This window comes from Brucella cytisi (assembly GCF_038433355.1).
In the GTDB taxonomy this organism is placed as follows: domain Bacteria; phylum Pseudomonadota; class Alphaproteobacteria; order Rhizobiales; family Rhizobiaceae; genus Brucella; species Brucella cytisi.
In genome coordinates this window covers 112,289-138,225 of the sequence record NZ_JBCAUP010000008.1, presented here as the reverse complement: position 1 = coordinate 138,225, position 25,937 = coordinate 112,289, and the positions used below count along the sequence as shown (strand labels likewise).

The window sequence follows — 25,937 nt, the reverse complement described above, 5'->3', positions numbered from 1 at the left end:
CCCGGCATAATCTATAGATAAGAATGACAGGATACCTGAAAACGCTCCCTGATCCATGGGATACGCGATCAAGTTTCTGTTGGCACGATAACGGCAACGTCCCTCTTGCCTCTCCGTTCAAGAATCACTATTTACAGGGCCGCGCGGGACGACCCGTGCCAGTGTTCGCATCGGGGACGGCCCCATAGGAGGGTGTCCTATGGCTGGGCCGATCGAACAATTCGCAATCAAGCCTATCGTTGAACTTGGCGAAATCGGTGGTCAGCCGGTTGCCTTCACCAATTCGGCACTATTCATGGTGTTGACTGTGCTGAGTGCGGGAGCGTTCATGTTCCTGTCGTCCCGCAGAAGCACCGTCGTGCCGGGACGCTGGCAAGCCTCGGCCGAAATCCTCTACGAATTCGTGTCTAAGACATTGCGCGAGAACGCCGGTGAAAAAGGCATGACCTTCTTCCCCCTTGTCTTCTCGCTGTTTCTGTTCATCCTGTTTGCCAATCTGATTGGCATGTTTCCCTATGCCTTCACGGTAACGAGCCACATTATCGTAACCTTTGCGCTGGCCATGCTCGTCTTTCTGACGGTCACGATCTACGGTCTCGTTCGGCATGGGTACAGGTTCTTTCGACTGTTCATGCCCGCAGGCGTGCCGGCGCTACTGGCGCCGATCATCGTGCCGATCGAGATCATGTCTTATATCTCGCGTCCAGTCAGTCATTCAGTTCGTCTGTTCGCCGTCATGCTTGCAGGCCACATTACGCTGAAGGTTTTTGCTGGTTTCGTCATCGGGCTGGGCAGCCTCGGAACGCTCGGCATACTGACTGCTGTGCTGCCGCTTGCAATGACTGTCGCGCTGACCGCGCTCGAATTGCTGATGGCGGTTATTCAGGCTTACGTATTTACTATGTTGACCTGCATGTATCTCAACGATGCACTGCATCCGTCGCACTGATAGGAGCGCCGTGCGTAGTGACTTCACGGGAAGGACGGCCTTCCCGCTTCTTCAACGAACGGGACGGCCCGTTCAGAACCCTCGTGAGGGAGCATTAGAATGGCATGGATTTATCTGGGACTGGCCGGAATTCTTGAGGTCGTCTGGGCCTATTTCATGAAAAAGTCGGAAGGGTTTTCCCTCCTAACACCGAGCGCCATCACCATCGTGACGATGATCGGCAGTTTCATTCTGCTTTCCATCGCCATGCGCAGCCTACCGCTCGGAACGGCCTATGCGATCTGGACCGGCATCGGCGCAGTAGGTGCGTTTCTGGTGGGCATATTCATTCTCGGCGAAGCTGCAACCTTCTTCCGCATTGCGAGCGTGACACTGATCCTCGCCGGTATCATCGGATTGAAACTCTCATCCACATGATTCAGCCCGTCTAACAAAGCAAAGGGAGGCGAAAGCCTCCCTTTTTCATGCGATCCAAAGTCGATCAGCGCACCTGATCGAGAAGACGCTTGCATTCGAGGAGATCAAACAACGCCTCCTGCAGGAGCGAGCGGTTATCCTTTGAAGGCCGCTTTCCATCGGCTCCGATGGGGCCGTCTTCCTCGCCCTTCAAGAGACCAAAGAGCTTGCGCGCCGGTTGCGGTGCCTTGATGCCGCTCGGCAGAGCCATTTCATTATCAGCCGCCTCTTCGGCAGCGCGCTTATCGGCAGCAGCCTGCTTCTGGCGCGTAATCCCCTCAATCGCCTGAACGTCGCCATTGCCGAGTGCAATGATGAACTGCGCATTGTTTTCGCGAAGCAGACGCTGCACGCCCTTGATCGTATAGCCCTGATCGTAGAGCAGATGACGAATGCCCTTGAGCAATTCGACATCGAGCGGCCGGTAATATCTGCGACCGCCACCCCGCTTCATAGGCTTGATCTGGGTAAAGCGCGTTTCCCAGAAACGCAGCACATGCTGCGGAAGATCAAGATCATCCGCTACTTCGCTGATCGTCCTGAATGCATCAGGGCTCTTGTCCATTCCACTTGCCCTTTCCAGTGGTTCAGGTTTCGCCGTTGCGGCGCAACCTCGCCGATCCAGATAGTTCAACTCGCTGCCAACGCGAACACGTCGGTAACACGAAATGCACTTGTAACCATTGGATTTTAGAAGACGGGAGTTAACAAACTCCAGCGTGTGGAAAGACACGGCGCAAACGTCATTCAAAACCGAACGGTGTGCAACACGAAATCTCTCTGAAAAGCCAGCCGCCTTCCAGATCTCGATATCAGCAAAGCGATTCGCTCCGCTAGAACCATTATATAATATCAGAGCTTTATAAGCATCCCTTCACGCAAGGCCGAAGGGAGCGTGGCCAATTCGTGACAAAGGGCGATTATGAGGGCTGCAGCCACAACCAACACAAAAAACCGTCCTGCGCGCGACCATATATCAGGCGCAGAAGCGATGTCAGTTCTACAAAGATGGCGCCAAAAACAAAATGCTGCCCGATGGGCAGCATTCTAACGATTACTTTTGGCTTTTGGTTTCACGCTTCTGATGTTCTTGCAGAATACGCTGCTTAAGAACGTTGGAAGCTTTGAACGTCATCACACGACGGGGAAGAATTGGAACCTCCTCGCCTGTTTTCGGATTACGGCCAATGCGCTCGTTCTTGTCGCGAACCTGAAATGTCGCGAAAGACGACAACTTCACGGTTTCACCGTTGACGATAGCGTCACAGACTTCATCGAGAATCATCTCGACAAGAGCCGCCGACTCCGTTCTGGAAAGGCCTACCTTACGGTAAACAGCCTCTGCCAGATCAGCTCGCGTGACCGTCTTACCTCCCATGACCGAACCTGCCTGGTTAGCGTTTGAACAGATAATATCCTTACGTGACAGGACGTTACACAAATAAAAGCGCAACGGTCAAGCCGCGAGTTCCCTCACGGCAGATCAAATTTGTTGCTTACCAGCGCAACAGAACCGCGCCCCACGTGAATCCGCCGCCCATTGCTTCCAGAAGAACGAGGTCGCCCTTCTTGATGCGGCCATCTGCAACAGCGGTCGCAAGAGCCAGCGGAACCGACGCGGCAGAGGTGTTGCCGTGGCGATCCACTGTGATGACGACCTTGCCTTCAGCGATATTCAGCTTCTTGGCGGAAGCATCGATAATGCGCTTGTTTGCCTGATGCGGGACGAACCAGTCGATATCCTCGGCAGTGAGGCCGGTTTCCTCGAAAGAAGCCTCGATAACGTCCGTTATCATGCCGACTGCGTGTTTGAAGACCTCACGGCCTTCCATGCGCAAGTGGCCGACTGTCTGGGTCGTTGACGGGCCGCCATCCACAAAAAGTTTTTCCTTGTGATTGCCGTCCGAGCGCAGATTGGCGGCGAGAACGCCACGATCCGAGGTCAGCCCGTTGCCTTCTGCAGCTTCGAGGACCAATGCGCCGGCACCATCGCCAAACAAAACGCAAGTCGTACGGTCATTCCAGTCGAGGATGCGCGAGAAAGTTTCCGCGCCGATGACGAGAACCCGCTTCGCCATACCGCCGCGGATATAGAGATCAGCTGTCGTGATGGCATAGATAAAGCCGCTGCACACGGCCTGCATATCGAAGGCAAAGCCCTTGGTGATTCCCAGTTCGCGCTGAATTTCCACGGCGCTTGCCGGAAAAGTATGGTTGGGCGTCGAGGTTGCCAGCAGAACGAGATCGATATCGGTCGGCTGCAAGCCGGCGTTCTCGATTGCGGCGCGGGCCGCAGCCGTGCCGAGCGAAACCGTGGTTTCGTCATCACCTGCAATGTGGCGCTCACGGATACCCGTGCGCTGCACGATCCACTCGTCCGAGGTTTCGATAATACCTTCGAAATCGGTATTCTTCATAACCCGCTTCGGCAATGCCGAACCGATACCCCGCACGACAGATCTTATCATCTCTTATTTCCTGTCCTCACATGCGACCGGCACAACGAACATTCGCGCGCGCAGTCGAGAATTCTGGCCCTACACATAACCGGTAAAAGTTACTTCACCACTTCGGCGCCGAAAAAATCGGCAAACTGCAAATTTTATCCAATTCGGTCTTCCGGACGACTTCGTCGGAATTATGCCTTCGCAGCCTCGCCACCATCATTCGATACATGCGGATGACTGTGGTGGAAATGCGCCAGATCGGCCTCGATCTTTTCCAGAAGGCGATTTCTCACCATGTCATAGCCGACTTCCACTGCCGAGCAGAAGCCTTCTGCATTTGCGCTACCATGGCTTTTGATGACGATTCCACTGAGACCGAGGAAGACGCCGCCATTGACCTTATTTGGATCCATCTTTTCGCGCAGACGGTCGAACGCACCCTTGGCGAAAACATAACCGATCTTGGCAAGCAGCGTGCGGCGCATAGCCTGACGTAGCAGTTCACCCATCTGGCGGGCTGTACCTTCCGCAGCCTTGAGCGCGATATTGCCGGTAAAACCTTCTGTCACGACGACGTCTACCGTACCCTTGCCGATATCGTTGCCTTCAACAAAACCGGAATAGGCAAGTCCGTCGAGCGGTGTGTCGCGCAAAATCTGGCCCGCTTCCTTGATCTCGTCGAGACCCTTTACCTCTTCCGTGCCGACATTCAGGAGCCCGACGGTCGGTTTGCGCACCTCGAACAGGGCCCGCGCCATACCAGCCCCCATAACGGCGTAATCGACGAGCTGACGCGCATCGGCGCCAATAGTGGCTCCAACGTCAAGCACGATACTTTCACCACGCAGTGTCGGCCAGATGCCCGCAATCGCCGGGCGCTCGACGTCCGACATCATGCGCAGGCAAAATTTGGACATGGCCATCAATGCGCCGGTATTACCGGCGGAAATACATGCCTGAGCGTCGCCGGTCTTCACCGCCTCGATAGCCTGCCACATGGACGATTTACCACGACCAGCGCGCAGCGCCTGGCTCGGCTTGTCATCCATGCTGATGGCAACCTCGCTCGCGCGGAACTCGGATGCGGCTTGCAGCTTCGGATAACGTGCCAGCACCGGCTCCACCTGTGCAGGGAGACCGAAGAATATGAAGCGGATATCAGGATGGCGCTCAAGTGCTTTCGCTGCGCCGGGGATGACCACTTCAGGGCCAAAATCACCGCCCATCGCGTCAATCGAAATTTTGATCACTCTTGATTATTCCTGTGCGATCCCTGTCCCTGACCTGCTTTTGCAGCAGACAGGTTTTCGGCGAAAATAGTGTTTTTGCGTTTCCGCACAACCAAATTCTATCAAACCCACTGTGAATTACGGCTTCTTTTGCCATTCAGAAAGCTTCGCAAACGGCGAAACGGGCTTCTCATGGCCGTCGTCGTCCCCGAAAACCTTCGGCTCACTCTCGTCCGGAAGGCCCGGCTTGCGGGGATAAGGATCGATAGCAAGATCGAAGAATTCCTCCGCAATCGCGCCAATATCTATCTTGTCACCAGCAAAAACTTCCGGAATGTCCGCACCTTCGGCATCGAGCAGCATTTCTCCGCTTTCATCAAGCTGAATCCTTGCAAGCCGCGAATTTTCCGGCACAAAGATGGTGTCGACCTCTTCGGAGATGCTATTGGCCATTGGCTCCAGCGTCACGACGCAGGACTGAACGATTTCCGCATCAATGCGACCGCGCACCCGAATACCGTCCTTTTTCCAAGGTGTAATCAAAAACTCCGCAGCAAAGGCGTTCACGGCCTCAAGTCCATGGTCTGCCGCGAGCGCTGCACGCTCTTTCTCATCCGTGCCGATTTTCACCGTTACGCCCTTTTGTGGCAGGTGAAGAACCGGAACAGGATAGGTGAGCGCCGGTTTATCAGTCATTCTCATTGGCCTTTTCAGTATTGTTTTTTGGCGCAAAGTCCATTTGATCTGCATCCATATAGGAAATGTCGCCAGCCGCCAAAGTATCGTCTGCAATTTTTTGCAGTCGGTTGCGGCATCCCAGAACATATTCACTTAAATGGTGGGCATGCGGCCAGAATTCGAGGTCCGGGCGGATATTTCGCGTCAGCGCGGCAGCCAAGGCGTCCGTATCATTTGCGTCCAGAGCCTCGCCATAAGCTGCAACGCGACCGTAGAACATGCGTGCAAGCTTCTTCATTCGCTTAGGCACGCCCTGATCTCCAATGCCGAGTTCGCGCAGCGAATGGTCGACGTCCTTGAAAAACTCGTCCGCAATTTCCTGCGCCAGATCAGCAAGCGCCTTATGTTCTCCCCTCATCCGATGCAGGGCGAGGAAAATATGCAGCGAAAGCATTTCATAGCGGCCAAGCGGCGTATCAGGCACTAGAAATTGTGCATAAAACCGTTTTTGCCGCGCCGCCGCCACGATCACCTCGTAAACGCGAAGCATAATTGCCTCGTTCGCTTTGGATTTGCGGCGGAATAGTTGGAGAATCATGTCCGTACGACCGTTCCAGTTGCATAAATAAGCAAGGTGGTTTACCGAAGTTCTCCCGACGGCGAAAGTGCCGCGCTGATTTAGAATGTATGGAGAGGTCTTTGTTGCAGCGAATTTTTCCAAGCGTACGCCAGCAGCGTGCTCTTCTCGCAGGCACGGCAATTCTCGTCTCAGTGGCTCTTGCCGGATGTAACACTGCGTCCACGCTCAATCCGTCAGAAACGCTGACTGAGGGTTACGTGCTCGATCAGGATGCACTTGATTCGGTTCCTGTCGGCTCCAGCCGCGAGCAGGTGCTTCTGGCGCTCGGTACGCCGTCCACCACCGCGACCTTCGACAATGAAGTGTTCTATTACATTTCGCAGAAGCGTTATCGCGCCGCGCAGTTCATGAAGCCGAAGATCATCGAACGGCAGATCCTTGCCATCTATTTCGACAAGGACGGCAAGGTCGAGCATATCGCCAATTACGGCCTGAAGGACGGCAAGCTGTTCGACTTCGTGTCGCGCACCACGCCGACAGGCGGCAAGGATCAGACCTTCCTCGGTCAGATCATTCAGGGCGTTTCCAAGGCCCCGACCTCGTTGCCGGGCGCTGCAGGCGGCGCCAACAACTGATCCTGTCAGATACCGACAAAAAGAAAACCCGCCTTAACGGCGGGTTTTCTTTTTCCTCCGTTCATTACGTCAAGACATATGCGCCAGCACAGCCAGGAGCAGCAGGGCCACGATGTTGGTGATCTTGATCGCCGGATTGACAGCTGGACCGGCTGTATCCTTATAGGGATCACCAACCGTATCGCCAGTCACCGATGCTTTATGCGCTTCCGACCCTTTAAGGTGCTTCACGCCATCGGCATCGGTAAACCCATCCTCAAAGCTCTTCTTGGCATTGTCCCATGCGCCACCACCGGACGTCATGGAAATTGCCACGAAGAGGCCGTTGACGATAACGCCGAGAAGCGATGCGCCGAGCGCTGCGAAGGCTGCAGCCTTCGACCCTGAGATAAGCAGCACGCCGAAATAGACCACAATCGGCGCCAGCACAGGCAGGAGCGACGGGATGATCATTTCGCGAATGGCCGCCCTGGTCAGAAGATCGACCGCGCGGGCATAATCCGGGCGTTCCTTACCGGTCATGATGCCCGGCTTTTCGCGGAACTGGCGGCGCACTTCCTGCACGACCGCGCCCCCGGCCCGGCCCACGGCAGTCATCGCCATGCCACCGAACAGATACGGGATCAGGCCACCAAAGATCAGCCCCGCAACCACATAAGGGTTGGAGAGATCAAATGAAACCGGCCCCATATCGGCGAAGTAAGGATAGGTCTGTCCGTTAGCGGCAAAGTAGGCCAGATCGTTGGAATAGGCCGCGAACAGAACCAGCGCGCCAAGGCCTGCCGAACCGATGGCATAGCCCTTGGTAACAGCCTTGGTCGTATTGCCAACGGCATCGAGCGCATCAGTGGCTTTGCGGACCTCGGGGTCGAGACCTGCCATTTCCGCAATGCCACCCGCATTATCCGTAACCGGACCGAAGGCATCGAGCGCCACGATCATCCCTGCAATACCGAGCATGGCAGTGACAGCGATTGCCGTACCGAACAGACCGGCGAGCTGGTAGGTCGAAATAATGCCGCCAACAATCACGATTGCCGGCAATGCTGTCGATTCCAGAGAAACCGCCAACCCCTGAATGACGTTTGTGCCATGCCCTGTGACCGAAGCTTGCGCAATGGAATTAACCGGACGCTTGTTGGTGCCGGTATAGTATTCTGTGATCACAACGATCAGACCAGTAACGATCAGACCGATCAGTCCGCAAATGAAGAGATTGGTGCCGGTAATGCTTTTTCCGGCGACTGTTCCGATCTCGCCCCAGCCAATAGTGAGTGTATTGGCGACCGCAAGACCGACAATGGAAAGCAGTCCTGTGGCGATCAGCCCCTTGTAAAGCGCGCCCATTATGGAGCCATTGACACCGAGCTTGACGAAAAAAGTGCCCACGATTGACGTGATGACGCAGGCGCCACAGATCATCAACGGATAAAGCATGACGCTGGATAGAACGTCCGACCCATTGAAAAAGATCGCACCGAGAACCATGGTGGCAACAACTGTCACCGCATAGGTTTCGAAAAGGTCGGCAGCCATGCCTGCACAATCGCCAACATTGTCACCGACATTATCCGCAATGGTCGCAGGGTTGCGCGGATCATCCTCTGGAATACCTGCCTCGACCTTGCCGACGAGATCGCCGCCGACATCTGCACCCTTGGTAAAAATGCCACCGCCAAGACGCGCGAAGATCGAGATCAGCGAAGCGCCGAAGCCGAGCGATACCAGCGCATCGATAACCGTGCGGTCGGAAGGTGAATAACCAAGCCAGACAGTGAGAACGAAATAATAGACAGACACGCCGAGCAGCGCGAGCCCTGCTACCAGAAGTCCGGTAATGGCTCCTGACTTGAATGCTAGTTCAAGCCCTCCTGCCAGGCTAAGCGAAGCTGCCTGAGCGGTGCGCACATTAGCGCGAACAGAAACGTGCATTCCGATAAAGCCGGTGACACCTGAAAGAACTGCACCAATCAGAAAGCCGATTGCTGCACTGAGCGACAACAGATACCAGGCTGCCAGAAAGACCACGACGCCAACGATGGCAATCGTCGAATATTGTCTTGTGAGATAGGCTGAAGCACCCTCGCGGATGGCTTCAGCAATTTCCTGCATGCGCTGCGTCCCCTGATCGGCTGCAAGAACCGAACGGATCGCCCAAATGGCGAAAAGAACGGAAACCAAACCGCAGGCAATGACGAGAACTAAGACTGCCACTCCCATTTGCATAAAGGCCAACTCCCATTAAGCTCGCGCCGGCTACCGTCAGACCGCGAACCGCGATTGTCGGCAGGCACATGCGCAGGATAGGCCCGAAAACCCCTCCCCGGACCCGATTGAGCGGCATGGAAGTGCCTGAAGCCAATACAAGATACCTGGCTTCTTCGGTATATTCACGTCTGGAACTTACGCCTTGGAATCAACCCATTGGCGCGATTCCTTGCATTTCAGCATTCTCAATGCCGCATACCCAACATGCGAAACGGTTTAACAAACGTCAAGTCGTTCTTTGTCAGCGCACAATGAAAGAAGGGCTGCGATTTCTCACAACCCTTCTTTCATCATTATTGTCAGGGAAGCCGGATCAGCGCGGCTTCACACCGCGGCTCTCGCCACGAATGACAAATGCCAAGCGATCAAGCACGGCATTGACCAGTTTCGGCTCTTCTTCCGTGTAGAAAGCCTTGGCGATATCAACATACTCTGACACGATGACAGCTGTCGGCACGTCTTTGCGCGTCTGCAATTCCCAGGCGCCAGCGCGGAGAATGGCGCGCAACGTCGAATCGAGACGCGACAGCGGCCAGTCTTCCGTCAACGCCTGATGGATCATCGGATCGAGTTTCAGCTGTTCATCGACGACACCGGCCACGATTGCGCGGAACCATTGCGGATCGGCATCGAGATACTGCGTGCCATCCACTTCCTTGCCGAGACGGAAAGCTTCGTACTCAGCCACCACTTCCAGAACACCTGTCCCGGCAACATCCATCTGATAAAGCGCCTGGACTGCAGCAAGACGGGCAACGCCGCGCTTGTTCGCCGTGCGTGGGAGATTGGGGGTTGGGCGGCCTTCGGTAGAAGAATTCATAATGATCAGACTCCGAACTTCTTGCGCAGGTCGATCATGGTCAGCGCGGCACGGGCGGCAAAACCGCCCTTGTCCTTGTCTTCACGGCGGGCGCGTACCCATGCCTGCTCTTCATTCTCGACCGTCAAAATGCCATTGCCGATAGCAATGCTTTCCTCGACGGCAAGATCGGTAAGCGCGCGGCAGGATTCATTGGACACGATATCGAAATGATAGGTTTCGCCACGGATAACTGTGCCAAGCGCGACGAAGCCATCATATTCCTTGCCGCCATTGTCTTCGCCATCGAGCGCGAAAGAAATGACCGCCGGAACTTCCAGCGCGCCAGGCACCGTAACCACGTCATAGGATGCCCCTGCCTCATCCAAGGCTGCCTTTGCGCCATCCAGAAGCGCGTCGGCGAGATCATCGTAGAAACGCGCTTCGACAATAAGCAAATGCGGCGCATGCGCCTCGTGCTTGGACATGAGAGACTCCATGACAAATTTTGCGGACCGCAACAATTGCGGTCAACGCTTAAAATCGGGATATGCTTTTACAGCCTGGGAATTTAGGCTGTAAGCCTATTTCTGATATTGCGCAAGCCTTGCTGCGTAACGTGCCAGCTGGTCGATCTCGATATTTACCTTGTCGCCTGGTTTCCGGTCGCCCCAGGTCGTGACTTCAAGCGAGTGGCGGATCAGGAGCACATCGAACTCGTTACTATTGACGCCATTTACCGTTAGCGAAGTTCCATCGAGAGCGACCGAACCCTTCTGGGCGATAAACGGTGTGAGTTCTTCCGGCGCACGCAGGGTGAAGCGCACTGCATCGCCTTCCTCCCTGCGCTCGACGATTTCAGCCTGTCCATCTACATGGCCGGAAACGAGATGACCGCCCATTTCGTCGCCAAGTTTCAGCGAACGCTCCAGATTGATGTTCCGCCCGCTCTGCCATTTGGAGATTGTAGTCAGGCGCAGCGCTTCTTCCCATGCCTCCACCTCGAACCAGCGGGCATTCGTGCCTTTTTCTGGCAGCGCCACCACCGTCAGGCACACGCCTGAACAGGCAATCGACGCACCAAGCTCGATCGTCTCAGGATCATAAGCGGTTTCGATACGCAGAAGAACGCCTTCATTCAGCGGCTTGATCCGGTCAACCTTGCCGATATCGGTAATAATACCTGTAAACATCAAGTCTCCTTCGTGCCTGATCAATAGTCGCCATGTCTTGGCTCACAAATAGCGGTTTCCTGCGCTTCTGGTGATCATGTATTTAAGTACACTGCGCTCCGGCACTCGAAAACCACCATTTTTGCTACGACCTGACGCTTTTACATTCAGCACTTACATATTCCGCATAGGCATCGTCGCCATAGCGAGCACGCCTCATGATTTTGAACTTGTCTGCGATATGGGTTTCGAGTCCGTCCACGGCAACCCCAAGTTCTGAGCCGATTTCGACCGGCGAACGGAAGATGGCAAGCCGGTCCACCAGCCCCTCGTCCAGAAAGCTCTTCGCAACACCTGCTCCGCCTTCAACGAGAACCGAGGAAATGCCCTGCGCAGCGAGATCGTCCATCAGTTCGGGCAGAGCGATGCGGCAATCATAAGCTTCGGTCGCGAGAATCCGGCAACCGGCTGCCTGCAACTCGTAGCGCCGCTCCAGCGGCGCTTCTTCACCACAGGCGATCCACAAGGGTTGGGCATCAGCGGTCCGCACAAGCTTCGAGGAAAGCTGCAAGCGCAATCCGCTGTCTAGCACCACTCGAACAGGCGAACGCTGTTCCAGCCCCGGCAGGCGGCAGTTCAACACCGGATCGTCGACCAGTGCGGTTTCGATGCCGATCAGGATAATATCCGTCTGGGCCCGCAGGATATGCGACTGAGCACGCGCAATCGCCCCCGTTATTGCAACCTGTCCCTCGCCCCGACGACCGATCATGCCATCGGCGGAAAGTGCAAGTTTCAGAATCACTTCCGGGCGCTTCTTCGCGGATCGATTCAGATAGCCCGCAAGATCATCAGCAGCACGTTTGGCGAGAATGCCTGGCACAACCTCAATCCCTGCCTCGCGCAGGATGGCAAATCCTTTTCCGCTGACCCGTTCGTCCGGATCGGTCGCGGCAACCACGACGCGCGCCACCCCCGCCCGCACCAGCGCTTCCGCGCAAGGCGGCGTGCGTCCGTGATGCGCGCAAGGTTCCAGCGTCACATAAGCCGTCGCGCCACGCGCCGCTTCTCCCGCGTCTGCAAGCGCCTGCGGCTCGGCATGGGGCCTGCCGCCAATTGCAGTCACGCCACGTCCGACGATGACGCCATCCTTGACGATGATCGTGCCGACGGACGGATTGGTTCCCGTCAGCCCCTTGTGACGCCGTGCATAACGTATCGTCGCTTCCATGAAGCGGACGTCATCCGCAGTTGCATTCGAAGGCGGAAACTTGCTGCCACTCATGTCTAAGAGTCCAGATCTTCCTCAGTTTCAGCAACCGTCAGTTCGTCGATGACATTGTGGAAATCGACGGCCTTGCTGAAATTGCGATAGACCGATGCGAAGCGGATATAAGCAATGTCGTCGATGCCTTTCAGCGCATCCATGGCCAGCCGCCCGATTTCGTCGGATGTCACCTCCGCCTCGCCCGAACTTTCAAGCTGGCGGACAATGCCGGAAATCGCGCGCTCAACCCGGTCATTATCGACATCGCGCTTGCGCAGCGCGACTTCGATGGATCGCGTGAGCTTGTCGCGATCGAAAGGAACCCGACGCCCGCTTTTCTTCACGACCATCAGGTCACGCAACTGTACGCGCTCAAAGGTCGTGAAACGACCTCCGCACACCGAACAGACACGACGCCGACGAATGACGGCACCATCTTCCGCCGGACGGGAATCCTTCACTTGCGTATCTTCAGACTGGCAATAGGGACAACGCATGGAACACTTTCAATTTCAATATCGGCAGCTTCAATACTTGCAATTTTGCACTGGCGACGAACAGCTCATATGTGGGGACACCCCCGCCGAAAACTCAAGAGCTTTGTCATCGTCAACCGATTCCCGGCGATCATAGCCCATAAGCGATAAGCTACCTACCAGATGCGACAATGAAAAAGCCCCGCTCAACAGAGTTGAACGGGGCTTCATCTCAATCATGGAGGCAGGCTTAGCCCTGGTAGCCATACATCGGGAAACGGTCGGTCAAGGCCATGACCTTTTCCTTCACGGCCCGTTCGACAGCGGCATTGCCTTCGTCAGAATTGGCAACCTTGAGACCATCAAGAACTTCTGCAATCAGCGAACCGATTTCCTTGAATTCCGTAACGCCGAAACCTCGGGTCGTACCAGCAGGCGTGCCGAGGCGGACGCCGGATGTAACAAACGGCTTTTCAGGGTCAAACGGAATACCGTTCTTGTTGCAGGTGATATTGGCGCGACCGAGAGCAGCCTCTGCACGCTTGCCGGTTGCGTTCTTCGGACGCAGATCAACCAGCATCAGATGGTTATCAGTGCCGCCCGAGACGATGTCGAGGCCATTGGACTTCAGTTCTTCGGCCAGCGCGCGTGCATTATCAATGACGTTCTTGGCATAAAGCTTGAACTCCGGCTTCAGCGCTTCGGCAAAAGCAACAGCCTTACCGGCGATGACATGCATCAGCGGACCGCCCTGAAGACCCGGGAACACAGCCGAATTAATCTTCTTGGCAATGTCGGCGTCATTGGTGAGGATCATGCCGCCGCGTGGACCGCGAAGCGACTTGTGCGTCGTCGTGGTGCAGACATGCGCATGCGGAACCGGCGAAGGATGAACACCGCCGGCAACGAGACCGGCAATATGCGCCATGTCGACCATGAGATACGCACCGACTTCGTCGGCGATCTCGCGGAAGCGCTTCCAGTCCCAGACGCGCGAGTAAGCGGTACCGCCTGCGAGAATGAGTTTCGGCTTGTTCTCGCGTGCGAGGCGGGCAACTTCATCCATATCGAGCAGATGGTCGTCCTTGCGGACGCCATAGGACACGACATTGAACCACTTGCCGGACATGTTGACCGGCGAACCGTGCGTCAGGTGGCCGCCTGAATTGAGGTCGAGGCCCATGAACGTGTCGCCCGGCTGAAGCAGTGCAAGGAACACGGCCTGGTTCATCTGGCTGCCCGAGTTCGGCTGAACGTTGGCAAATTCGGCTCCGAAGAGCTTCTTGGCGCGTTCGATGGCCAGCTCTTCAACAACGTCGACATACTGGCAGCCGCCATAATAGCGCTTGCCCGGATAGCCTTCCGCATATTTGTTGGTGAGGATGGAACCCTGCGCTTCGAGAACAGCGCGCGAAACGATGTTTTCCGAGGCAATCAGCTCGATTTCATGGCGCTGACGACCAAGTTCATTGCGGATTGCTCCGAAAATCTCGGAATCGATGTCCTCGAGGCTTGCATTGAAGAAAACGTCGGAAGACGCGTTCTTGGCGGCGGCGTTGGCTTGAGACATGTTTCACACCCTCCGGGTTAGCCGGTAAAAGCTATATGGATGAGGCGCATTATCACACTTGAACGCACAAGGCCAATGGCCGCAAAGCGAAAAGCTTATTCCAAAATGCGGCAAACCGATTTGATAAATGCCTTACAACTGAAAAGCCGCCCGGAACGGGTCCGGACGGCTTTGGAAACTCAGCCTCAAGATGAGAATCAGGTGTCGGTGCCAAGAGCGAGTTCAGTTGCGCCATCCATCTTGTAGATGTCGTCGCGGAACTGCACCACGCCGTCGCCGGTAGACCACGCAGTAATGTAGACAAAGTGTAGCGGAACCGGATCAGCGAGCTGGATCGGCGTGTTCGTGCCCGACTTGATCGTGCTTTCTATGTTCTGACGATCCCAGCCTGCGGTGTTCTTCAACAGCCACACATCGAGATCGCGAACGTTCTGGACGCGGACACAGCCCGACGAGTCGAAACGCATGAGCTTGTTGAAATAGCTCTTTTGCGGCGTGTCGTGCATGTAAACGGCGTGCTGATTGTGGAAGTTGATCTTGGTCGAGGACATGGCGTTGATCTTGCCCGGATCCTGACGGAACATCAGCTTCACCGCATCGTCCGTATTCCAGTCGATGCTTTCCGGCACCACTTCCTGACCGGACTGGTCGTAGAGACGGATCTTGTTCTTCGCCAGATATTGCGGGTCCTTCCGCATCAGCGGAATGATATCCTTCTGGATGATCGACTTTGGCGCCGTCCAGTAAGGATTGAGAATGACTTCGTGAATCTTCGAATTGAGGATCGGCGTCTGGCGGTCGATCTTGCCGACAACTGCCGTATGGCGCTGCATGACGCTGCCGCCTTCGACGGCCTCGATACGCGCAGCCGGGATGTTGACCATCACGAAACGCTGTTCCTGCAGACCCTGATTGGCGAGAGGCGAGAGACGCTGCAGATTGGTCTGGAGCTGGCCAAGACGCGTATTCGCATCCACGTTCATGGCCGCATAGGTGAACTGCCCCATGACACCGTCGGCCGGCAGACCATGACGGGACTGGAAGCGCTTCACGGCAGCATCGACATAGGTGTCAAAAGAACTGGAAAGCCCGGCTTCTTGCGGCAGGTCGCCAGAAATCATAAGGCGCTTGCGCAGTGCCTGCACGGACGGATCAGTAACACCAATCTGGAGTTTTGTATTACCCGGAACGCTTGGCCAGCCACCGCGACCGGCAATGTCGGTATATTGGGCGATAGCCGTCTGGAGATTGCCAACCGTCTGCGGGCTCAAAACCGGCTGATTGGTTGCAACACGCTGGCCACCCGTTGCGCGGGCGTCGAACTGGTCAGCCCAGTTGCCGCGGCGTGGCGCTGCTATAACGTCGGTCAAAGCTTGCTGAGCGTAAGCCGCGGAACCCATGGCGGAGGCTGCCACGGAAAGGCCGGCGGCTGCCGCGCCGCGCAGGAAACCGCGGCGGTCTACTCTTAAAGTATCGGCTGGTCTGGCGGTCTTGGTCATTTTGTTTAGTCCCAAATGGCTAACCGCTCGCGCGGGATCTTCCCAGAGAATATCAGCAATAGCTCAACAAAGCGATATCCGGACTGCAGGCGATGCAAAGCTGCTCGCTCATCCGAAGTTCGATTGCGAGCCCATTCCTGACTGAAGGTGGCACAATCTTGCCCGTGCCCGTTCTACAACGCTTATGTAGTTTTTTATGGCTTAATCATGTCGCATGGCCGGAATTTCAAGCCATGCGCCTTACGATTGAGAGCTTCACAGCGCCTTATTCTTCTCAATGGCAGCCCGTTGTGACAGTTCTGCAACAAAGCAGTCAGTCAACAGCCTTCGGTTTATTTAGAGCCGATAGGCGATGCTGTCGTTCCAGAAGCGGTCGAGACGTTGCAGCGACTTGTTCATCGCCGTGAATTCTTCAACCTGAATGCCGCCAACCTGTTCGATCGAGGAGATATGGCGTTCGTAGAGCGAAGCCACCTGATCAGCGATCGCATTGCCCTTGTCCGTCAGGCTGACGCGTACCGAACGACGGTCGACGCGCGAGCGCTGATGATGAATGAAGCCCATTTCGACAAGCTTCTTCAGATTGTACGAAACGTTCGAACCAAGATAGTAACCGCGCGAGCGTAGTTCACCGGCGGTAAGTTCAGAATTGCCGATGTTGAAGAGCAGAAGCGCCTGCGTCGCATTGATATCGCTCTGGCCATTGCGGTCGAACTCGTCCTTGACGACGTCAAGCAGGCGACGATGCAAGCGTTCTACCAGCTGGAGTGCTTCCAGATAGAGTGAACGAAGTGCAGTTTCCGGTGTCATGAGCGGAGCGGATAGGTCCGTCTTGCGCTGTGCGTTGATCATTTCTTTTGCCTCTCTGTCGGAGCCGCATTCCATGAAACCATGATGCAGCTCTCTGTCCTGTTTTATGCGGTGTATTGTTTCTCACCGTGTCTTGAGAGGAATTTAGGGGAGATGCATAAAATTCGACTTAAAAGTCAGCCTTAACAGTAACTTACCGGAGAGATTGACCATTCAGGCTTAATGTTTGCTTACTCCGCGTCATTCACGGGACCGCGCCCGGATACATTGTTACAACGCAAGAATCCCGGTTTTCCGGGCGTTCGAAAGGCCAGCTACATTAAACTTTCGTCATTTGAGAAGTGTCTGGATAGCGGCTAAATACTAGCCATCAACAATCCATTGGAGGGACCATGGCGCTTCGTCTTGCACGGTATTTTGTGGTCGGCGGGATGTTAAGCTTTACCGGCTTTGTAAGTTTCGCTCACGCTGAACCGGTTACCGCCGCTCCGCAAATGACCATGTATAAAGATCCTTACTGCGGCTGTTGCGAGGGCTGGGCTGAACACATGAAAGCTGCTGGCTTCAATGTGACGGTTAAAGTCGAGGAAGCGATGGACACCGTAAAGGCAAAGTATGGCGTTGGCGCCAGTCTTGCCTCTTGCCACACAGCGGTAGTGGATGGATATGTCATCGAGGGGCATGTTCCAGCCGGTGCGGTCAAGCGACTGCTCGCCGAACGTCCGCAGGCAACGGGGCTGACTGCACCCGGCATGCCGATTGGATCGCCGGGCATGGAAATGCCGGGTAGCAAAGCCGATACCTATGATGTCCTGCTTTTCGAAGGCCAGATAACGAAGCCCTTCGCCCGCTACCAGGGTACGCAAACGCTTTAAAATCTAAATCGGCAGGCTCGCACGAGCCTGACGTCTCTTTTCGATGAAGAGTAAAATACGAAAAGCAATGAAAATGACGATGCAGGCTGCGTTGAACCCAACCGTTAGCGGCTTGTATTCGAAATGCCGCGAAAAAACGGAATAAATGGCAATTTCGCCGAGGGCCGCGACGAACCAGAGCACAGGCCCCCACGGTGCGCGCATCCACAGACCTGTCGCGGCAACAGGCATCAGAACGGCCAGAGCCACAACCGCAGTCTGCCAAGGCCACGGCATCAGATCGAAACGCCATAGAAGTCCCGGTTGAATACCGATCAGCCTGATCCAGTAGAAAACACCACTTGCCAGCGCCACAAGGGCGAGTATCCGAACGAACCATGTGAAGGCCCATTCGGTTCCGCTCGGCTGGGTATGCTGGCGCAGTTCGTTCATATGCATCAGCCGATCCTCACCACAAGGTCAGTTCCTTGTCACCCAGATTAGCAAAATAGACATCCACCTGTTCAGCCTTCACTTCATCGAGCGTTGCAGGTTTCCAGTTCGGCGCACCGTCCTTGTCTATGAGCAATGCACGAACGCCTTCATAGAAGTCGTGCGCCTCCAGCATCCGGTTGGCAATGCGGTATTCCATCCGCATGCAATCATCGAGATCGAGCGGACGGCCATCGGCAATCTGGCGGAAAGTCACCGCGACACTGGTTGGTGAACGCGTGGCGATCACCTTCACGATGTCCATTGCAGCCTTGGTGCCTGCTTCGGCTTCTTTTTCCAGGGCACCCATGCAGTCTGCAAGCGTTGCGCCGGAAAAGCATTCCGCAATGATCTGGCGCGTTTCAACTGCGGTTTCAAAATCGGGATACTGGCTGCGTGTCAGAGCTGCATCAATGTCGGCGGTTGCGATGATGTCATCCCGCACATCCTGCAGATCACTTGCGGCGACGGCATGTGTCGCAATCCCGCTCTGCAGACAGTCGCCCCAGCGGATTCGGTTGCCGGTCAGCGCCAGATAATATCCGAAATTGTCGTGAAGGTGCGGCAGGAAAGCGCTGCCGCCAACGTCCGGGAAAAAGCCGATGCCCGTTTCCGGCATGGCGAACATGGTGTTTTCCGTCACGATGCGGTGCGAACCGTGAACGGAAATGCCCGCACCACCGCCCATGACGATCCCGTTGATCAGCGAGATATAGGGTTTTGGAAAACGGCCAATGCGCGCATTGAGGCGGTATTCGTCGCGGAAGAATTCGTAGGCAGGTGTTCCGGCCCGACCGGCCTTGTAGGCGGCAACCACGTCCCCGCCCGCGCAAAATGCGCGCCCTTCACCTTCGAGAATCACACAGGCCACTTCAGGATCATCTTCCCAGGCCTGCAATGCGCGATCCAGCGCCAGAATCATATTATGCGTGAGCGCATTGAGGGCCTCGGTCCGCGTAAGCTTCACAAGCCCCGCTTTTCCCTTGCGTTCAAAGCTGATTTCGCTGCCACCGCCGAAGTCAATCTGCATGTCGTATCTCCCGTTCCATCAAATGGGTAGAAAGTGAGATGCCCCGCGTCAATCCTGCACAGGTCAATGTTCTTGGTTTCATCACTTTTCCCATGATAAACGGTGCGCATCCGATACCAGCCTTGAGACTTCATATTCCAAGGCATCAATTCTCGGGAATAAATTCATGACCGACCGCCAGTCCAAATATCTGCCCGCCAATATCAGCCAGCATGTCGATGACGTCACCGGCAGCAGACGTCTGCGCCGTATGCGTAAGGCCGACTGGTCGCGTAGGCTGGTGCAGGAAACCAGGCTGACGGTTGATGATCTCATCCTGCCGTTCTTCCTGACTTATGGAACCGGTGTAGCAGAACCCGTGGAAGCAATGCCCGGCGTCGAACGCTATTCGGTCGACATGGCCGTTCGCATGGCGGAAAAAGCCGCCAGGCTCGGCATTCCCGCCATTGCCCCCTTCCCGCGTGAAAAGCTGGAAGTGAAAACCGAAGACGGTGCTTTTGTCGCAAGCCCGGACAATCTGATCAATCGCGCCGTGCGCGCAATCAAGAAGGAAGTGCCGGAAATCGGCATCATAACCGATGCGGCGCTCGATCCCTTCACCACACACGGCCATGACGGCATTTTGCGGAACGGCGAGATCGTCAACGACGAATCGGTCGCCATGGTGGTTCGCGGTGCGCTTTCGCAAGCTGAAGCCGGTGCGGATATCATTGCACCTTCCGATATGATGGACGGTCGCGTTGGTGCTGTGCGTCAGGCGTTGGACGAGCATGGGTTCTGCCATCTGCCGATCATGTCCTATGCCACCAAATTCGCTTCGGCCTTTTATGGTCCATATCGCGATGCCATCGGCACGCAGGGACTGCTCAAAGGCGACAAGAAGACCTATTATCTCAATCCAGCCAATCCGGAAGAAGCCGTGCGCGAAGCCGAGCAGGATATTGCCGAAGGCGCAGATATGCTGATGGTCAAGCCTGGACTGCCTTATCTCGACATCATCCATCGCCTGAAAAGCGAATTCCGCCTTCCCACCTATGCCTATCAGGTGTCGGGCGAATACGCGATGATCAAGGCCGCCGGGATCAATGGCTGGATTGACGAAGAAAAGGTGATGATGGAGAGCCTTATGGCGTTCAAGCGCGCCGGCTGTGACGGAATTCTTACTTACTTCGCAATTGAAGTGGCTGAAAAGCTTAAGCAACAGGGTTAAACGGCAAGTCCTTTCCGCAGGAAATCTTCAAATTTCCTTGAAACCGCCGGTTTTGGTTCCCATGTTGATGACTGTTCCGCTGAGATAGCGGGACAGCGCCGGTTGTCTCATTCCCCGGACGCTTCCTTGAAACGACTGGAAGGAAAAATGTCCGACCATATTCTGCACGGCGAAATCATGGGCCCGCGTTATGAAAGCCGCGCATTCTTTGAAGGCGTGCGAACGCGCCGCATCATGGCTTTTCTTATCGATTACCTGATTGTCTTTCTGCTCTGCATCCCGGCAGCAATCGTCATTGCAATCCTTGGCATCATCACGCTCAGCCTCGGCTGGATGCTCTACGGCATCATGTTTCCAATGGTGGCGCTGTTTTATATAGCCCGCACATTGGGCGGACCGCAGCAGGCCACCAAAGGCATGCAGATGATGAACATCAAGCTGGTGCGACTTGAAGGCGGCACGGTCGATTCGATGCTCGCCATCGTTCACACGGTCCTGTTCTGGGGTCTCAATGTGGTTTTGACACCACTAATCCTCCTTGCTTCGCTGGTTCTCGACCGCAAGCGCACGGTGCACGACCTTCTGCTCGGCACGGCTGTGATCCGTTCGGATCGATAAACGTATAGAATTGAATCGACGCATCTGCTTACCGAAAATCGATTCCAATTTTCAGATCAAAAAAATTCAGAGCCGGTTGCGCAAAATGCCTATTGACGTTTTGTGCCACCGGCTCAATCCTTAGAGACAGTATCGTGATGGTTTCGGTATTGCCATTTCGTGGATATTGAATGACCCATCAACCGCAACAGTCTCCGCAGTTTTTTCTGACAGCTCCGTCGCCTTGTCCTTATCTTGAGGGTCAGATGGAGCGAAAAGTCTTTACGCATCTGGTCGGCGACAAAGCGAACGAGATCAACGATCTTCTGACCCAAGGCGGTTTCCGCCGTTCCCAGAACATCGCCTATCGCCCGGCCTGCGAATTGTGCAGAGCCTGTATATCCGTTCGCATCCTTGCCGGAGAGTTCAAGATGACGCGCAACATGCGCCGCGTCTGGACGCAGAACAATGATCTGATCGGGCGCGTGCACAAGGCCCAGCCCAGCACCGAACAGTATGCGCTTTTCCGCGATTATCTCGATGCGCGCCATCGTTCGGGCGGCATGTCAGACATGACCGTCCTCGATTATGCGATGATGATCGAGGATACGCATGTAAACACGCAGATCATCGAATATCGCAAACGCGGCCCGGAAAGCTTCATAAGCGCCAAAGGCGACGGCGAACTGATCGCCGTCGCACTCACCGACGTGATGGCCGACGGCCTCTCGATGGTTTATTCGTTCTTCTCACCGCATATGCATAACCGATCACTCGGCACTTACATGATCCTCGATCATATCCAGCGCGCACATGCTGCAGGTCTGCCGCATGTCTATCTCGGCTATTGGGTCGAGGGATCACGCAAAATGCAATATAAAATCCGCTTCACCCCTCAGGAACATCTAGGTCCTCGCGGCTGGCAACGGTTTGAAGGCTAGAAATAGAAAAAGGCGGCAGAAGCCGCCTTTTCGTTATAAATCCATCAGCCTAGAACTTGCCCGAACGCGGAAAGCCCTTCGGCACCAGACGACCCGCAGATGCGCGCGCGCCGATCCATTCAACAAGCTCTTCCTTGTTGCGATTGAAGGTGCGCTCTGCCGAATCCTGCCAGGAAAGCCCTTCGGCAATTGCAAAGGTGCGGACGTCGGATACACCGCCATCCTTGTATTTTTGCAAGCGCACTCCCTTGCCGCGGGTCATTTCCGGAATGTCGGAAAGCGGGAAGACAACCATCTTGCGATTCTCGCCCACGACAGCGATATGATCACCGGAAACGCGCTGGCAAAGCTTTGCCTCGTCTGGCGCTTTGACGTTCATCACCTGCTTGCCCTTACGGGTGTTGGCGACCGCCTCGTTTTCCGGAACAATGAAACCGTTACCTTCGTGGCTGACGAGCAGCAGTTTTGCAGATGGATCGTGCACGAAGGCGGTCAGAATATCCTGATCGTTTTCCATGTCGACGAGGATGCGGATCGGCTCGCCATGGCCGCGACCACCCGGAAGCGTGTTCGCGCCGATGGTGAAGAACTTGCCTCCCGTCGTGAAGAACAGAAGCTTGTCCGTCGTCTCCGCATGGAAAGCGAGCTTGAGCTTGTCGCCTTCCTTGAAGGCGAGCGTCGAGAAATCGGCCAGATGCCCCTTCATCGCGCGCAGCCATCCCTTTTCCGAAACCACGATAGTGACCGGCTCACGCTCGATCATCGCCTGATGAATGTCTTCCAGATCATGGGTCGGCGCATCGGCAAAGGTCGTACGACGCGCGCCGAGCTTGGTTTTCGGACCGAATTTTTCACGCACCGACTTGATTTCGGCGCTGATCTTCTTCCACTGGCGTGTGCCTGAAGCAAGCAGACCTTCGAGATCCGTCTTCTCGACGGTAAGATCATCGAACTCTTTCCGGATCTCGAATTCCTCAAGCTTGCGCAACGAACGCAGGCGCATATTGAGGATCGACTCAGCCTGAACGTCGGTCAGCTCGAACGTGCGCATCAGGTCCTGTTTCGGCTCATCCTCCTCGCGGATGATGCGGATCACCTCATCCAGATTGAGATAAGCGATCAGGAAACCGCCAAGGATTTCCAGGCGTCTTTCGATTTCCGCCAGACGAAATTGCGAACGGCGGACGAGTACTTCCTTGCGGTGGTCGAGCCACTCGCGCAGAACACTGCCTAACGAAAGGACGTTCGGTACCTTGCCGTGCGACAGCACGTTCATGTTCAGTGAAACGCGGCTTTCCAGCTCGGTCAGCTTGAACAGCGATTCCATCAGCAGTTCAGGATCAACAGTCCTGTTCTTCGGCTCCAGAACGATACGGATGTCTTCCGCCGACTCGTCACGAATGTCGTCGAGCAATGGCAGCTTCTTTGCCAGCAGCAGCTCGGCAATCTTTTCGATCAGGCGCGATTTCTGAACCTGATAGGGAATTTCGGTGACGACGATCACCCAGGTGCCGCGATTGCCCTCTTCCTTCTCCCAGCGGGCGCGCACACGAAATGCGCCGCGACCCGTGCGATAGGCTTCTAGGATATTGCCATGTTCTTCGACAAGGATTCCGCCGGTCGGGAAATCCGGGCCACGCACCTTGCACTTCAACAGTGCAGCCGGGTCGGTATCGGCTTCGCGCTTCAATTCTTCCCATTGTTCCGGCGAGGTGACGAGTTCCTCTACCGGCGCGTCGGGATGATTGATCAGATAGAGCGCCGACGAGCAAAGCTCTGCAACATTATGCGGCGGTATATTCGTCGCCATGCCGACCGCGATACCCGCCGAACCATTTGCAAGCAGGTTCGGGAAAGCGCCCGGCAGAACGATCGGCTCTTCGTCCTCTTCATTGTAGGTCGGACGGAAATCGATGGCATTTTCGTTGATGCCCTCCAGCAGCAGCGTCGCCACTTCCGTCATGCGCGCTTCGGTATAACGCATGGCAGCGGCGTTATCGCCATCGATATTGCCGAAGTTGCCCTGTCCATCCACGAGCGGATAACGCACCGCGAAATCCTGCGCCAGACGCACCAGCGCATCGTAGATCGAGGCATCCCCATGCGGATGGAACTTACCCATCACGTCGCCGACGATACGCGCGCATTTCGCATAGGCCTGATCGGGATTGAGACGCAGCAGACGCATGGCGTGCACGATGCGACGATGCACCGGCTTCAAGCCGTCGCGCACGTCGGGCAGCGCACGATGCATGATCGTCGACAGCGCATAAGCGAGGTAACGTTCCTCGAGAGCCGATTTGAGATCGACCCGTTCGATGTGTTCTTCGCCGTCATTCGGCGGAATCAGACTTTTTCCCATGTCTCTCAGTACCAACTGCGCGATTCGCCAGCAAGACTTCAGGAGAACCAATCCAGTACATTAGTGTGTAATAGTCGCAATCCTGCCGCCATTTGTGTCCTATAGAGCTATTGGGGGCAAGTTTCCCCGGCTGCAATCGCAGGCTGAGGAAATCATGTTGTTATTGCGAGTGATTTCCGCCTATGAATGCCGCGCTATAATAGAGATTAGGCAGGAGCTTCGAATGCAGGTATTCGTCAATATCAAGCCAGCGGTACGTGTTTTGGCTGCAGGTACAGCGCTTTCGCTGATTTTCGGCAGCGCAGCCATGGCAGCTGACGCCAATGCAGTCGCCGAGCGTATCAAGGCACTTTATGCGAAACAGGGCGGCGAACTGAGCTTCGCCAATGTTCAGGCGAACGGCTCCGACATCGTGCTCCAGGGCACCAAGATCAAGCTGCCGACGGTGGGCGAAAAAGAGACTGCCCTCGGCGACGTGACGCTCCAGAACGTTCAGGATTCGCCGGACGGCGGCTACAGCATCGAACAGGTCACCGTGCCCGATCTTGCCTTTGCTGGCGAGGAAGACAAGAACGACAAGGCCGAGATCAAGGGCCTTGCCATGGAGAACGTGCATATTCCGTCGGAAACCGCCAAGGGCCCGCTCGACAGCATGGTCATGTACGACAAGCTGAAGATCGACGAAATCCAGTTCGGCACACCCGGCACGGATGGCGCCACGGTAAAGGGTTTCGACCTGTCGCTCGACACCTCCAACAAGGCCGAGAAGATTGGCTATGTCTGGACCATCGCCAATATCGACGCGACCTTTGAAAAGGGCGGCAAGAACCCGCTTGCACCGCTCGACATGAACACGTTCAACGGCTCGCTGAACTCCAAGGGCACCTGGTCGCCAACGTCGGGCGACACATCGCTGGACCAGTTGGAACTTCAGGCCGAGGAACTCGGCAAGATCAACATCACCGGCAGCCTCGGTGGCTATGATCTGGCTTTCCTCGAAGCCGTCCAGAAGACACAGGAAAACATGAGCAAGGCCGATGCAGACAAGGATGCTGCCGGTCTAGCCATTCTTGGTCTGGCAGAACAGCTGAACCTCAAGAACCTGGCGATCCGCTTCGACAACGAAACCCTGACCCAGAAGCTTCTCGACTATTACGGCAAGCAGCAGGGCGCCGATGGCAAGCAGCTCGGCGAGCAGATGAAGATGATGGTTCCGCTGATGGCGACACAGCTCAAGAACCCGGATTTTGCCCAGCAGCTCAAGGCCGCATCCGACAAGTTCTTCGATGATCCAAAGTCGCTGACCATCAGCGCATCGCCGGACCAGCCGGTGACCTTCGCGTCCATCGTTGCCACCGCATCGCTGGACCCGACGAAGATCATCCAGCTTCTCAAAGTCAGCGTCGACGCCAATAATTAATACAAACAAGCCCGGTGAGAAGACTCACCAAGCTTTTCGTCATCTCGAGCGGCTCCAGTTAGAATGGAGTCGCTGGAACCGCTCTATCTCTTTGTTTTAGCGCATTATCCGACGCAAAACCGCTTCGCACTTTTGCTAGAAATTCTTCAACAAAAAACCCGGCTCAAGGCCGGGTTTTTTCATTCCACAGTCTGCT

The 25,937-nt window shown here is 55.6% G+C and carries 26 protein-coding genes; 8 read left to right on the top strand and 18 right to left on the bottom strand.

What is annotated here, in order from left to right; translation table 11 throughout:
* Window positions 1–199: 199 nt before the first annotated feature.
* Both AAE521_RS10235 and sugE read left to right on the top strand, forming a co-directional pair.
* Window positions 200–949: a F0F1 ATP synthase subunit A gene (locus tag AAE521_RS10235; RefSeq protein WP_071631834.1), complete on the top strand. Its 750-nt coding sequence runs from the start codon at window positions 200–202 to the stop codon at window positions 947–949.
* Between the two features lie 99 nt (window positions 950–1,048).
* The gene (gene sugE, locus AAE521_RS10230) at window positions 1,049–1,366 is read left to right on the top strand and encodes a quaternary ammonium compound efflux SMR transporter SugE (RefSeq protein ID WP_071631835.1); all 318 of its coding nucleotides are present in this window, start codon (window positions 1,049–1,051) and stop codon (window positions 1,364–1,366) included.
* A 64-nt stretch (window positions 1,367–1,430) separates the two neighbouring features.
* Here sugE and AAE521_RS10225 read toward each other — a convergent pair whose 3' ends face one another.
* From AAE521_RS10225 to AAE521_RS10200, 6 genes are all read right to left on the bottom strand, one after another.
* Entirely contained in the window at window positions 1,431–1,970 is a 540-nt protein-coding gene (locus tag AAE521_RS10225) for a MerR family transcriptional regulator (protein WP_071631836.1), read from the bottom strand.
* A gap of 489 nt (window positions 1,971–2,459) precedes the next feature.
* A complete protein-coding gene (locus AAE521_RS10220) occupies window positions 2,460–2,783 on the bottom strand; it encodes an integration host factor subunit alpha (protein ID WP_010661102.1) in 324 nt (107 codons plus the stop codon).
* 118 nt (window positions 2,784–2,901) lie between these two features.
* Window positions 2,902–3,873, bottom strand: a complete 972-nt coding sequence (locus tag AAE521_RS10215; RefSeq protein WP_010661101.1) for a beta-ketoacyl-ACP synthase III — start codon at window positions 3,871–3,873, stop codon at window positions 2,902–2,904.
* A gap of 170 nt (window positions 3,874–4,043) precedes the next feature.
* A complete protein-coding gene (gene plsX, locus AAE521_RS10210; RefSeq protein ID WP_071631837.1) occupies window positions 4,044–5,102 on the bottom strand; it encodes a phosphate acyltransferase PlsX in 1,059 nt (352 codons plus the stop codon).
* Window positions 5,103–5,219: 117 nt separating this feature from the next.
* Window positions 5,220–5,777, bottom strand: a complete 558-nt coding sequence (locus tag AAE521_RS10205; protein WP_071631838.1) for a YceD family protein — start codon at window positions 5,775–5,777, stop codon at window positions 5,220–5,222.
* Window positions 5,770–6,357, bottom strand: coding sequence for a ubiquinol-cytochrome C chaperone family protein (locus AAE521_RS10200; RefSeq protein ID WP_071631839.1), 588 nt, complete (start codon window positions 6,355–6,357; stop codon window positions 5,770–5,772). The genes AAE521_RS10205 and AAE521_RS10200 overlap by 8 nt, the downstream gene beginning before the upstream one ends.
* Before the next feature lie 101 nt (window positions 6,358–6,458).
* On the opposite strand from AAE521_RS10200, the gene AAE521_RS10195 reads away from it, so the two are divergent.
* Window positions 6,459–6,974, top strand: coding sequence for an outer membrane protein assembly factor BamE (locus AAE521_RS10195; RefSeq protein ID WP_071631840.1), 516 nt, complete (start codon window positions 6,459–6,461; stop codon window positions 6,972–6,974).
* A 69-nt stretch (window positions 6,975–7,043) separates the two neighbouring features.
* Here the strand turns inward: AAE521_RS10195 and AAE521_RS10190 are convergent, their stop codons facing one another.
* The 9 genes from AAE521_RS10190 to ldtR form a co-directional block, all read right to left on the bottom strand.
* Window positions 7,044–9,200 carry a sodium-translocating pyrophosphatase gene (locus AAE521_RS10190; RefSeq protein WP_071631841.1) on the bottom strand — a complete coding sequence of 719 codons (2,157 nt, stop codon included), beginning with the start codon at window positions 9,198–9,200 and terminating at the stop codon, window positions 7,044–7,046.
* 355 nt (window positions 9,201–9,555) lie between these two features.
* Complete coding sequence (gene nusB / locus AAE521_RS10185; protein WP_342061251.1) at window positions 9,556–10,062, bottom strand: transcription antitermination factor NusB; 507 nt, start codon at window positions 10,060–10,062, stop codon at window positions 9,556–9,558.
* A gap of 5 nt (window positions 10,063–10,067) precedes the next feature.
* Window positions 10,068–10,529, bottom strand: coding sequence for a 6,7-dimethyl-8-ribityllumazine synthase (locus AAE521_RS10180; RefSeq protein WP_071631842.1), 462 nt, complete (start codon window positions 10,527–10,529; stop codon window positions 10,068–10,070).
* Between the two features lie 96 nt (window positions 10,530–10,625).
* Window positions 10,626–11,234, bottom strand: a complete 609-nt coding sequence (locus AAE521_RS10175; protein ID WP_084094173.1) for a riboflavin synthase — start codon at window positions 11,232–11,234, stop codon at window positions 10,626–10,628.
* Window positions 11,235–11,358: 124 nt separating this feature from the next.
* Entirely contained in the window at window positions 11,359–12,498 is a 1,140-nt protein-coding gene (gene ribD / locus AAE521_RS10170; protein WP_342061250.1) for a bifunctional diaminohydroxyphosphoribosylaminopyrimidine deaminase/5-amino-6-(5-phosphoribosylamino)uracil reductase RibD, read from the bottom strand.
* A 2-nt stretch (window positions 12,499–12,500) separates the two neighbouring features.
* Window positions 12,501–12,977 carry a transcriptional regulator NrdR gene (gene nrdR, locus AAE521_RS10165; RefSeq protein WP_071631844.1) on the bottom strand — a complete coding sequence of 159 codons (477 nt, stop codon included), beginning with the start codon at window positions 12,975–12,977 and terminating at the stop codon, window positions 12,501–12,503.
* 229 nt (window positions 12,978–13,206) lie between these two features.
* Complete coding sequence (glyA, locus tag AAE521_RS10160; RefSeq protein WP_342061249.1) at window positions 13,207–14,526, bottom strand: serine hydroxymethyltransferase; 1,320 nt, start codon at window positions 14,524–14,526, stop codon at window positions 13,207–13,209.
* A gap of 197 nt (window positions 14,527–14,723) precedes the next feature.
* Window positions 14,724–16,025 (bottom strand): L,D-transpeptidase family protein, encoded by a 1,302-nt coding sequence (locus AAE521_RS10155; protein WP_342061248.1) that lies wholly within the window; start codon window positions 16,023–16,025, stop codon window positions 14,724–14,726.
* 336 nt (window positions 16,026–16,361) lie between these two features.
* Window positions 16,362–16,877, bottom strand: coding sequence for a transcriptional regulator LdtR (ldtR, locus tag AAE521_RS10150; RefSeq protein ID WP_071631848.1), 516 nt, complete (start codon window positions 16,875–16,877; stop codon window positions 16,362–16,364).
* Between the two features lie 350 nt (window positions 16,878–17,227).
* Between ldtR and AAE521_RS10145 the strand changes: the two genes are divergently transcribed.
* Window positions 17,228–17,710, top strand: a complete 483-nt coding sequence (locus tag AAE521_RS10145) for a DUF411 domain-containing protein (RefSeq protein WP_342061247.1) — start codon at window positions 17,228–17,230, stop codon at window positions 17,708–17,710.
* Window positions 17,711–17,713: 3 nt separating this feature from the next.
* Here the strand turns inward: AAE521_RS10145 and AAE521_RS10140 are convergent, their stop codons facing one another.
* Both AAE521_RS10140 and AAE521_RS10135 read right to left on the bottom strand, forming a co-directional pair.
* Window positions 17,714–18,148, bottom strand: a complete 435-nt coding sequence (locus tag AAE521_RS10140; RefSeq protein ID WP_342061246.1) for a DUF6163 family protein — start codon at window positions 18,146–18,148, stop codon at window positions 17,714–17,716.
* 10 nt (window positions 18,149–18,158) lie between these two features.
* Window positions 18,159–19,211 (bottom strand): enoyl-CoA hydratase/isomerase family protein, encoded by a 1,053-nt coding sequence (locus AAE521_RS10135; RefSeq protein ID WP_342061245.1) that lies wholly within the window; start codon window positions 19,209–19,211, stop codon window positions 18,159–18,161.
* A gap of 166 nt (window positions 19,212–19,377) precedes the next feature.
* Here AAE521_RS10135 and hemB point away from each other — a divergent pair, with 166 nt between their 5' ends.
* The 3 genes from hemB (at window position 19,378) to AAE521_RS10120 (ending at window position 21,959) form a co-directional block, all read left to right on the top strand.
* Entirely contained in the window at window positions 19,378–20,421 is a 1,044-nt protein-coding gene (gene hemB, locus AAE521_RS10130; RefSeq protein WP_071631851.1) for a porphobilinogen synthase, read from the top strand.
* Between the two features lie 147 nt (window positions 20,422–20,568).
* Window positions 20,569–21,039: an RDD family protein gene (locus AAE521_RS10125; protein ID WP_071631852.1), complete on the top strand. Its 471-nt coding sequence runs from the start codon at window positions 20,569–20,571 to the stop codon at window positions 21,037–21,039.
* Between the two features lie 170 nt (window positions 21,040–21,209).
* Window positions 21,210–21,959: an arginyltransferase gene (locus AAE521_RS10120; protein WP_071631853.1), complete on the top strand. Its 750-nt coding sequence runs from the start codon at window positions 21,210–21,212 to the stop codon at window positions 21,957–21,959.
* Window positions 21,960–22,008: 49 nt separating this feature from the next.
* Here AAE521_RS10120 and AAE521_RS10115 read toward each other — a convergent pair whose 3' ends face one another.
* Window positions 22,009–24,321, bottom strand: coding sequence for a DNA topoisomerase IV subunit A (locus AAE521_RS10115; RefSeq protein ID WP_071631371.1), 2,313 nt, complete (start codon window positions 24,319–24,321; stop codon window positions 22,009–22,011).
* Window positions 24,322–24,544: 223 nt separating this feature from the next.
* On the opposite strand from AAE521_RS10115, the gene AAE521_RS10110 reads away from it, so the two are divergent.
* Complete coding sequence (locus AAE521_RS10110) at window positions 24,545–25,741, top strand: hypothetical protein (RefSeq protein ID WP_071631372.1); 1,197 nt, start codon at window positions 24,545–24,547, stop codon at window positions 25,739–25,741.
* Window positions 25,742–25,937: the final 196 nt, after the last annotated feature.

Excerpts from the sequence above, each read along its gene's own strand:
- sugE (WP_071631835.1), top strand. The coding sequence starts at position 1,049 with ATGGCATGGATTTATCTGGGACTGGCCGGAATTCTTGAGGTCGTCTGG.
- AAE521_RS10215 (WP_010661101.1), bottom strand. The coding sequence starts at position 3,873 with ATGATAAGATCTGTCGTGCGGGGTATCGGTTCGGCATTGCCGAAGCGG.
- ribD (WP_342061250.1), bottom strand. The coding sequence starts at position 12,498 with ATGAGTGGCAGCAAGTTTCCGCCTTCGAATGCAACTGCGGATGACGTC.
- AAE521_RS10235 (WP_071631834.1), top strand. The coding sequence starts at position 200 with ATGGCTGGGCCGATCGAACAATTCGCAATCAAGCCTATCGTTGAACTT.
- AAE521_RS10220 (WP_010661102.1), bottom strand. The coding sequence starts at position 2,783 with ATGGGAGGTAAGACGGTCACGCGAGCTGATCTGGCAGAGGCTGTTTAC.
- nrdR (WP_071631844.1), bottom strand. The coding sequence starts at position 12,977 with ATGCGTTGTCCCTATTGCCAGTCTGAAGATACGCAAGTGAAGGATTCC.
- AAE521_RS10110 (WP_071631372.1), top strand. The coding sequence starts at position 24,545 with ATGCAGGTATTCGTCAATATCAAGCCAGCGGTACGTGTTTTGGCTGCA.
- nusB (WP_342061251.1), bottom strand. The coding sequence starts at position 10,062 with ATGAATTCTTCTACCGAAGGCCGCCCAACCCCCAATCTCCCACGCACG.
- glyA (WP_342061249.1), bottom strand. The coding sequence starts at position 14,526 with ATGTCTCAAGCCAACGCCGCCGCCAAGAACGCGTCTTCCGACGTTTTC.
- AAE521_RS10120 (WP_071631853.1), top strand. The coding sequence starts at position 21,210 with ATGACCCATCAACCGCAACAGTCTCCGCAGTTTTTTCTGACAGCTCCG.
- AAE521_RS10225 (WP_071631836.1), bottom strand. The coding sequence starts at position 1,970 with ATGGACAAGAGCCCTGATGCATTCAGGACGATCAGCGAAGTAGCGGAT.
- AAE521_RS10140 (WP_342061246.1), bottom strand. The coding sequence starts at position 18,148 with ATGCATATGAACGAACTGCGCCAGCATACCCAGCCGAGCGGAACCGAA.
- AAE521_RS10180 (WP_071631842.1), bottom strand. The coding sequence starts at position 10,529 with ATGTCCAAGCACGAGGCGCATGCGCCGCATTTGCTTATTGTCGAAGCG.
- AAE521_RS10135 (WP_342061245.1), bottom strand. The coding sequence starts at position 19,211 with ATGCAGATTGACTTCGGCGGTGGCAGCGAAATCAGCTTTGAACGCAAG.
- AAE521_RS10115 (WP_071631371.1), bottom strand. The coding sequence starts at position 24,321 with ATGGGAAAAAGTCTGATTCCGCCGAATGACGGCGAAGAACACATCGAA.
- AAE521_RS10125 (WP_071631852.1), top strand. The coding sequence starts at position 20,569 with ATGTCCGACCATATTCTGCACGGCGAAATCATGGGCCCGCGTTATGAA.
- AAE521_RS10145 (WP_342061247.1), top strand. The coding sequence starts at position 17,228 with ATGGCGCTTCGTCTTGCACGGTATTTTGTGGTCGGCGGGATGTTAAGC.
- AAE521_RS10190 (WP_071631841.1), bottom strand. The coding sequence starts at position 9,200 with ATGCAAATGGGAGTGGCAGTCTTAGTTCTCGTCATTGCCTGCGGTTTG.
- AAE521_RS10175 (WP_084094173.1), bottom strand. The coding sequence starts at position 11,234 with ATGTTTACAGGTATTATTACCGATATCGGCAAGGTTGACCGGATCAAG.
- hemB (WP_071631851.1), top strand. The coding sequence starts at position 19,378 with ATGACCGACCGCCAGTCCAAATATCTGCCCGCCAATATCAGCCAGCAT.
- ldtR (WP_071631848.1), bottom strand. The coding sequence starts at position 16,877 with ATGATCAACGCACAGCGCAAGACGGACCTATCCGCTCCGCTCATGACA.
- AAE521_RS10205 (WP_071631838.1), bottom strand. The coding sequence starts at position 5,777 with ATGACTGATAAACCGGCGCTCACCTATCCTGTTCCGGTTCTTCACCTG.
- AAE521_RS10200 (WP_071631839.1), bottom strand. The coding sequence starts at position 6,357 with ATGATTCTCCAACTATTCCGCCGCAAATCCAAAGCGAACGAGGCAATT.
- AAE521_RS10155 (WP_342061248.1), bottom strand. The coding sequence starts at position 16,025 with ATGACCAAGACCGCCAGACCAGCCGATACTTTAAGAGTAGACCGCCGC.